We start from the raw sequence: 7,126 nt of genomic DNA, 5'->3' as shown, positions 1-7,126 counted from the left end.
ACCCGATCGGCGAACCGTCGCGCCCAGGCTATCTCGGCCTCGTCGTCAGCCGCGCCCTCCCAGATCGCGAGGGCCGTCACGTTCGCGACGGCGCTCCGACCTCCGAACGCGGCGTGCGTCTCGGGGATGCGATGAGCCTTTCCGTGGATGAGCTCGACCAGCGCAAACGACTCATCGGTCGCTTCCGAGGCGGACGAGATCAAGGCGTCGGCCAAAGATTCGTCCAGCCGCCCTATGAGATGGCCCTTCCAGTACTGCCGGAGCCCGTAAGGGATCGGCTGGTACAGGGTCTGCTGCTGGAGCCAGTTCATCGGCTTGAGATCGGACTCGTAACAGGCCGGGTGCGTCGCGAGCGCACGAACCGCAGCCATGCCGCCCACCGGGTCGCCGCGCCACCCGACGTTCACCGAGATCGACGGCGAGCCATCCTCGGCGCGCCAGGCGACGAGTGCCAGGACGAGCTCGTCTGGCGCCGACGCCTCGACCTCGAACGTGCTGAGGATGGCGTCACGGAGGGCGCTGCCGCGGAAGCGGAGGCGACCGCCGAACATCGCGGGAACCTCCGTCAGGGCGTACCGCAGGCGAGTCACGACACCGAAGTTGCCGCCACCGCCTCGAAGGCCCCAGAGCAGCTCTGGCTCGTGCTCCTCGTCGACCTCGAGGACGTCGCCGTCCGCCGCCACGAGCTGGGCGCCGATCAGCGCGTCGCACGCGAACCCCTCCGACGACAGGAGCCAGCTGATCCCACCACTGAGGGTCAGGCCGCCGATGCCGGTATCGATGAAGGTCCCGGACGGCGCAGCCAGGCCGTGGGCGAAGGTAGCCGCGTCGAGGTCCATCAACCGGCACCCGGCAAGGGCGTCCACCGTTCTCGCAGCAGGGTCGACGGTCGCTCCGCGCCATCGGGACAAGTCGATGAGGAGCGCCCCGTCCGGGGAGGAGTGGCCGGCTACGCTGTGGCCACCGCCGCGGACGCCGATTGCGAGACCCGAGTCCGCCGCCCACCTCACCGCAGCGACGATGTCGGGCAGGTCGGCTGGCCGGAAGATTGTCGTAGGACGCCCGGTCGCCATCGCGTTGTACGCCTCACGAGCCGCCTCGTACCCCAGGTCGGCGGGCTCGAGGATCTCACCGCGCGTGCAGCCGCGAAGATCATGGACCGCTTCGCCCAGCATTGACGTGCCTCCCTACGGTCTCACTCTCATTTGTAATGGACCGGCCCCCGGTTGTCCATGAATGCACCCACCCCGGCGTTCAGTTGAGGGAGCGCCGCGGTGCCTCGCCTCGCGTACACCGCCGAACAACCGGAAAGAGGCGAGTCAAGTGTGCGCGGCATGGACACTCCGTGATCGTCCCGCGTACGCGAGCGCAAATACCGGAGATCGGTCGGGCGTGCCGACTAGGAGCGCCTGGTCCTTCATGCCGGGGATTCCGACCGCTCACGAGCCGGTCCAGCCGCAAGCGGTTCGGGGTGCGTGACTGGGGTCTGCCCCTCATTCGGTCGACCGTGTGACCTGACCCAAGGTGCGGTTACCTGATCGGGCGCGTCGTGGGGTCGGGGATGGCGTGCATTCCTTACTCCAGTTCGAAGTCGATGGGCGTGAGGTAGCCGATGCTGGGGCAGGTCATTCCCGGCCCAGGGCAGGGTGATGACGCCTGAGGTGTCGACGGTGTCGTGCCGGACGCCTCAGGAGCGTCCCACGAGGTCCAGGCGGGGCTTGTCCTTGGGCAGGGCGGTGCTGGCGGTAGCGGGCGCGCGGCGGTCGTTCGTGGTTGTAGATGTGGGTGAAGGTCGCCAGGAGGATGTTGAGCTCGTCGACGGTGTCGGCGGGGGGGCTTGGTGAGCCAGCGCCTAAGGGTCGGGTGGAAGCGTTCGATCTTGCTTGGGGTCTGGTCTGTCGGATTCACAAGGCTTCGACGTCGGCGCCAGGCGTCACGTTTCAGCGAGCCCTGGGGGCAGGGATGGCCGTGGTCCAGTTGCTGAAGGTTCGGAACGCGGCGCGGCCTTGGTACGTCGTTGGAGTGGTCAGATCGGTGTCTCGGCGGAAGCCGCCGCCTCCTGCAGTAGCCGGACAACCTGGGCATCCGGATGCATCGCGCGCAGGCGGTGACCCAATGCGCGTGCAGAGGCTCGCTCCGGGCCGTCTACGAGAAGCCTGTCGACGGCTGCGCGGATCGCGGCCGGACGCGCTCGCCGCGGAAGCGCCTCGCCGGCCGCGACCCGCGCGACGGCAGCAGCGATTGACGGCTGGTCGGTGAGGGGGTGAGCGGGAAGCACGAGGACGGGGATGCCATGGGCGAGCGCTCGGGCGGTCGTGCCGTGCCCGCCGTGGGTGATCACAAGCGACGTGCGCGGCATCTCCCGTGCGTGATCCGCGAGGGGCTGGACCTCGATGCCGTCGGGTATGCGCAGCCCGCGCTGATCGATCGCGGGACCGGTCGTCACCAGCACGTGCGCCGGAATTCCAGCGAGAGCATCGAGGATTCGCTGCAGCATCTGTCGCTGCCCTGGCACGGTCGCTGTGCTCAGACTCACGAGTATCCGTGGTGCCGCTGGCGCCGCGTCGATCGCCCCGATCGCCTCCATTGGTCCGACGTGGTGAAGGCCGTGCCCGCGCAGGTCTCCTTCGAGGTCGGGCACGACCGTGATGATCTTCATCGCGGGCGCGTTGAGCGCCGTGCGGGCGTGGACTCCCAGCATCCGCACCATCATGCCCAGCGGGCCATCAAACGCCTTGTCGAAGAAGCTCCACAGCGTGTGAACGTGCGCCACGACAGGGATGCCGGCGGCGATGGCTTCATCCAGGGCGCCGACGAGAAGGCAGTCGATCACGACGACGTCGACGGGCTCCGCGCGGAAAGCTGCGATCACGTCCCGACCCGCGCCGCGGTCGGCGAACGCTCTCGCCTGTCGGAGCGAGACCGACGCGAGGCTGCCGGGCGCGGTGGCGTCGATGGGGCGGGCGCTCGAGTAGATCTGCACCGCGAATCCTGCCGCTTCGATGCGGGAACGCTGCGTCGGCGAGGCGAGGAAGCGCACCGTCCCGCCGGCATCGACGACGGCGCGCGCGACCGCGAGGGCCGGGGGCAGGTTGCCGCCGGCATCGAGGGTGGCGAACAAGACGGAGATCATGAAGGGTCCTTTCGGTGCGGGAGCGAGAGCACGGCGTCGACCATACGACGGGTGCGCTTGGCGACGGTCGTGGCGTCGAGGCCGCGATCGCGGCGAAGGAGGCTCCACACCTGCAGGTCTGTGGCGACGGCCAACAGGTCGGTGATGTCGTCTGCGAGACCAGCGAGCTGTGGCGCGAACGTCTCTTGGACCCACTGGCGGTGGACCGACCTTCCCTGGTTGGTGAACTCCATGATCCGTTCGTCGCTGGTTTCGGCGGCGACCAAGCGGACCATCAGTTCGCCCCACTCTTCGTAGTGCGCGCTTAGCGCGGCCAGCGCAGCATCGATGTCACCTGGCGAAACACGGCGCTGCTCGCTGACCTGCTGACTGGCGGCGGCGAGGACGTGGGTGAAGAGGGCATCGCGGCTTCCGAAGTGGCGAAGCACTGTCTGCACCGTCACCTCCGCGCGAGCAGCGATCTGATCAAGGGTGATTTCGATCGTCAGGAGCTCGTGCGACAGCGAGATCACGGCATGTATGACGGCTTCGCGGGTCGCTGCTGTCTGAGCGGCACGATTCGTCTGTCGGTACGCTCGCGTCTCGCCCACCATCGCAAGATATGCCCCCACATCATTTCGTGTCAATGCCTATTAAAATGAAATGAGAAGGAATGGAGCGAAGTCGAGCGTGTCGGCGGGGTGCTTGGTCAGCCAGCGTTTGAGGGTCTGGTGGAAGCCCTTGATCTTGCGTCGGCTCTGGCAGAGACGGTGCGCGAGCGCCCTCGGGGGCGCATGAATGCACGCGCACGAACGCGCTGATCACGAGCGCTCGTCAGGACCCAGCGTTCGCTCACAGCAGAACTCGGGCGGGGCTGCATCTAGACAACCCACTCCGCCGGAAGTACGGGTTGAAGCGGTCGCACCGGGCGCCCGCCTAAGGAAAGGAAGCGCAATGAAGCGCATCATCGCCACAGGATTCATTGCCGCCATCGCCATGGTCGGCTTCACCGGCACCGCGAACGCCGCCCCCGCGGACGCCGCCTGCTTCGGCCAGATCCACAAGGCCGTCAACGCTGGCGCACTCGGCATCGACAACGTGGGCCAGCTGGTCCAGTCGTACGAGAACAAGGGTCAGGGCAAGAACGCGACCGCGCGCGCCTTCGCCGCAGGCGGCTTCTGCGACTAGAACTCGGCCGCTGGAGTTCGAATTCGAGACCGGGGCTCGGACCAATAGGTTCGAGCCCCGGTCTCGGATTCGCTTGACGAGTGTGCGATGCCGAGGAGCACGATTGCTGGCCTCGAGGATTCCGGGGGCGGATAAGCCTATGGGCGGCTTCTAGTCTTCACTCACGCGGTCTCTGAGTACGTCATGCGCCCCCACAATGTTGTTCGCGGAACGATTCGCTGACACCTGGGCGCGACGCCCCCACCGCGGCTACCCATGTCGAGGACGGCGAGCCGTCACACGAGCCACCCGCCGTACTTGAGCATCTCGTGAAGCGCCTCCGCGGGGTCGGCGTACTGGCGTGTCCCCTGGTCGACCTCGCGGTCATACTCGGTGGCGAACTCCATCCACACCCAGGACCCGTCGGCAGGCTCGATCATCCCAAGATCGATGCCAGTTTGCCCGGCTACCACGTAGTGGTCTCCGTTCCATCGGGCGACATGGCCCGCCTCGGTCAAGTCCTCCATCAGTCCCTCCCAGCGTCCGTGGGCGTCTTGCCCGTCTACCACTCCACTATCGCTGGCGGGAGGCCGTCTCGCCGATCGCGGAGCCGAGCGCGCTGGACAGGGTCGCCGCGGCACTTGCGTGGGACACGAGATCCTCCGGGTTCAGGGTGGCGCGGTAGCGGCTCGGCTCCGCCTGGAGACCATCTTCATCTCCTGATGATTCACACGGTGTCTGCGGGCACCATGACCAGGCCGGCCGGGGGGCTACGACACAGGAGCGTCCGAAGTCCAACTCGTGTAGTAGCGCGGGAGTTCCGGGGCGCCCACGGCGTCGCGCGCGCCAGCATCGACGACGCCGAAGGTTCCAGTGACGCCCGCTGCCTTGGCTCCGTACTCCCAATTCGCGAGCCAGATCCCGAGAGCCACGGCGGCGTAGTAGCGGGAGGGTGTCGCGGCGAAGAAGTCGACGCGCACCTTGCCCGCTGCATCGGCGACCCCCACGGCCCGGGTCGTCTGGCCGTTGAACGACGACGGCGACCACTGGCACGCCTCATACGTGCGCCCGAACGCGTCGAATGGGTGTGCATCGACGTCGAGCGGAGTTTCGCATGAGGGGTCCGAGAAGAAGAGCTGCTCGAGCGGTCGCCGTCGGTGCTGACTTCCCTGCATGAAGCGCACGATCAGCGGCTTGAGGCGGGAGCGGTAACCGACTGCACAGACGCAGATGATGTGGTCGCGTTCGGGGTCGATGCGGTCGCCGAGCGCGCTCAGGATGCTCGCGTGGTCGGCGCCCGGACCGATCCAACAGGTGGCGATCCCGAGCCGCGTGGCGTCGAGGACGACGTGCTGCAAGCTGCGTCCCACGTCCACCACGGCGTCGCGGTCGTACTTGCGTGGACCGATGGCGACCAGGAACTCGTGGGCGCCCACCACGGGCCACACCGTCAACGGTGCCGCAATGTATTCAAAGCGGACGGCGCCGATACCCAAGAGTCGCTCCGGCGCGGAGTGTTCGGTCACGGACGCCATGAGCTTGCTGTGGTGTTCTGGAGTCAGGTTGATCGGGAGGAACGAACGGCACGAGCGCCGGGAGCGCATCAGGTCCCAAGCGTCAAGGTCGTCGCGGGGGCGCCCGGGCCGGCCCTTGGGGCGAATGCCGGCCTTGAGCGTCGCAAGATCGAAAATCAGAATCAGCGCCGCGACAGTGGCCAGCGACAGCGGAATCCCCACCAGCACCACCGGCGCGGCTCCTACCAGCCACCCGATTCCCGCGATCACGAGAAGGACGAGCACGATGACCGAGTTCGCCGCGGTTTGCAGCCATCCTGTGAACTGAAGGCGCGTCTTGAAGCGCCAGAGCGCCGTGTCCTGAATGTCGAACTTCCTGGGCGTGCGAGTGGCCGTCTGCGTATCGTTCACGAGGCTGATCCTCCGTCTCGGGTCTGCTTTCTGCAAGCGTACACTTGCAGATAGCGCGGCGCTACTCTGGTGCGCGAAGGAGCACACATGCCCAAGGTCATTGACACCGACGCACTCTTCGAGGCCACCGTTCGCATCTTCGCCGTGCGCGGCTATGCAGAGTCGACCACCCAGGAGATCGCATCCCGAGCCGGCGTCAACGAGGTGACGCTGTTTCGCAAGTACGGCACCAAGGCGGGCCTGATCGGGGCCGCGCTCAACGCCAAGCTGGGCGATTCGCCGTTCGCCCACGTCGAGGCGAGTGGCGATGTGAGGGCGGATCTCGGCGCCGTCGCGGCTGCCTTCGACGCCACCAACCGCGCCTATGGTGGCGCCGTCATGACGCTCCTGGTCGAGCTCCCTCGCCATCCCGAGCTTGCTGATGCGGCAACGATCCTGATGGCGAATCTTGGCCACGCAGCGGAGATCATGCGTACGCACCAGCAGGCGGGCAGGATTGCCCCCGGCGACCCGTTCCAGAAGGTCGCCCTGCTGATCGCGCCGCTGGTCGCGGGCGGCCTATGGACGCGGGCCTTCGGGGAGCTGCCCGGTGGCGGCATGGATGCCGACGTGGCGGTCGAGAGCTTCATGGGGGGTCACGCCGGGGCTTGACGGCGCTCTGCCGGCCCGCCGCGGCCCCTGGCCGCGATCAACCCCCGGGGAGGAAATCGGGGCTAGCGAATCGGGCTCGTCCAGATCGCGTCCAGAGCGATAGCGTGCCCGAGGACGTTCTGGGCCGCGCGGTGCCCGGAGAGCATGGCTGCAGTCACCGTCGCCGGATCGTCGGTCCAGGTCGCCTCGCCGGCGAGATGCAGCACTCCGCCTATCGGCGTTGCGAGCGAGTCGTGGTCGGCAGTGGTCGAGCCCACCGTCATATAGGCGT

8 protein-coding genes are annotated in these 7,126 nt (G+C 67.4%); 2 read left to right on the top strand and 6 right to left on the bottom strand.

The genetic code is table 11. The annotated features are described in order from the left end of the window. The 3 genes from Q0L54_RS09355 to Q0L54_RS09345 all read right to left on the bottom strand — a co-directional run. Positions 1 to 1,175: FAD-dependent oxidoreductase (locus tag Q0L54_RS09355; protein ID WP_296667523.1), on the bottom strand; the 1,175-nt coding region annotated here is incomplete at its 3' end. 851 nt (positions 1,176 to 2,026) lie between these two features. Continuing rightward, entirely contained in the window at positions 2,027 to 3,121 is a 1,095-nt protein-coding gene (locus Q0L54_RS09350; protein ID WP_296667522.1) for a nucleotide disphospho-sugar-binding domain-containing protein, read from the bottom strand. Positions 3,122 to 3,129: 8 nt separating this feature from the next. Beyond that, positions 3,130 to 3,645, bottom strand: coding sequence for a TetR/AcrR family transcriptional regulator (locus Q0L54_RS09345; protein ID WP_296667520.1), 516 nt, complete (start codon positions 3,643 to 3,645; stop codon positions 3,130 to 3,132). 421 nt (positions 3,646 to 4,066) lie between these two features. Here Q0L54_RS09345 and Q0L54_RS09340 point away from each other — a divergent pair, with 421 nt between their 5' ends. Then, positions 4,067 to 4,300, top strand: a complete 234-nt coding sequence (locus Q0L54_RS09340; protein WP_296667519.1) for a hypothetical protein — start codon at positions 4,067 to 4,069, stop codon at positions 4,298 to 4,300. Between the two features lie 275 nt (positions 4,301 to 4,575). On the opposite strand, the gene Q0L54_RS09335 is transcribed toward Q0L54_RS09340, so the two are convergent. Both Q0L54_RS09335 and Q0L54_RS09330 read right to left on the bottom strand, forming a co-directional pair. Continuing rightward, the gene (locus Q0L54_RS09335; protein WP_296667517.1) at positions 4,576 to 4,806 is read right to left on the bottom strand and encodes a hypothetical protein; all 231 of its coding nucleotides are present in this window, start codon (positions 4,804 to 4,806) and stop codon (positions 4,576 to 4,578) included. A 243-nt stretch (positions 4,807 to 5,049) separates the two neighbouring features. Then, positions 5,050 to 6,291 (bottom strand): nitroreductase family protein, encoded by a 1,242-nt coding sequence (locus Q0L54_RS09330; RefSeq protein WP_296667516.1) that lies wholly within the window; start codon positions 6,289 to 6,291, stop codon positions 5,050 to 5,052. Here Q0L54_RS09330 and Q0L54_RS09325 point away from each other — a divergent pair, their 5' ends adjacent. Continuing rightward, positions 6,292 to 6,855 carry a TetR/AcrR family transcriptional regulator gene (locus tag Q0L54_RS09325; RefSeq protein WP_296667514.1) on the top strand — a complete coding sequence of 188 codons (564 nt, stop codon included), beginning with the start codon at positions 6,292 to 6,294 and terminating at the stop codon, positions 6,853 to 6,855. A gap of 62 nt (positions 6,856 to 6,917) precedes the next feature. On the opposite strand, the gene Q0L54_RS09320 is transcribed toward Q0L54_RS09325, so the two are convergent. Then, positions 6,918 to 7,126 (bottom strand): FAD-dependent oxidoreductase (locus tag Q0L54_RS09320; protein ID WP_296667513.1); only part of this gene is annotated, 209 nt, incomplete at its 5' end.

The sequence above is a fragment of the Demequina sp. genome, assembly GCF_024642165.1.
GTDB lineage: Bacteria > Actinomycetota > Actinomycetes > Actinomycetales > Demequinaceae > Demequina.
The sequence above is the reverse complement of the archived record's forward strand: the minus strand, read 5'-3'. Positions and strand labels throughout refer to the sequence as shown.

Coding starts and splice junctions, on each gene's coding strand:
- Q0L54_RS09340 (WP_296667519.1), top strand. CDS start 4,067: ATGAAGCGCATCATCGCCACAGGATTCATTGCCGCCATCGCCATGGTC.
- Q0L54_RS09335 (WP_296667517.1), bottom strand. CDS start 4,806: ATGGAGGACTTGACCGAGGCGGGCCATGTCGCCCGATGGAACGGAGAC.
- Q0L54_RS09325 (WP_296667514.1), top strand. CDS start 6,292: ATGCCCAAGGTCATTGACACCGACGCACTCTTCGAGGCCACCGTTCGC.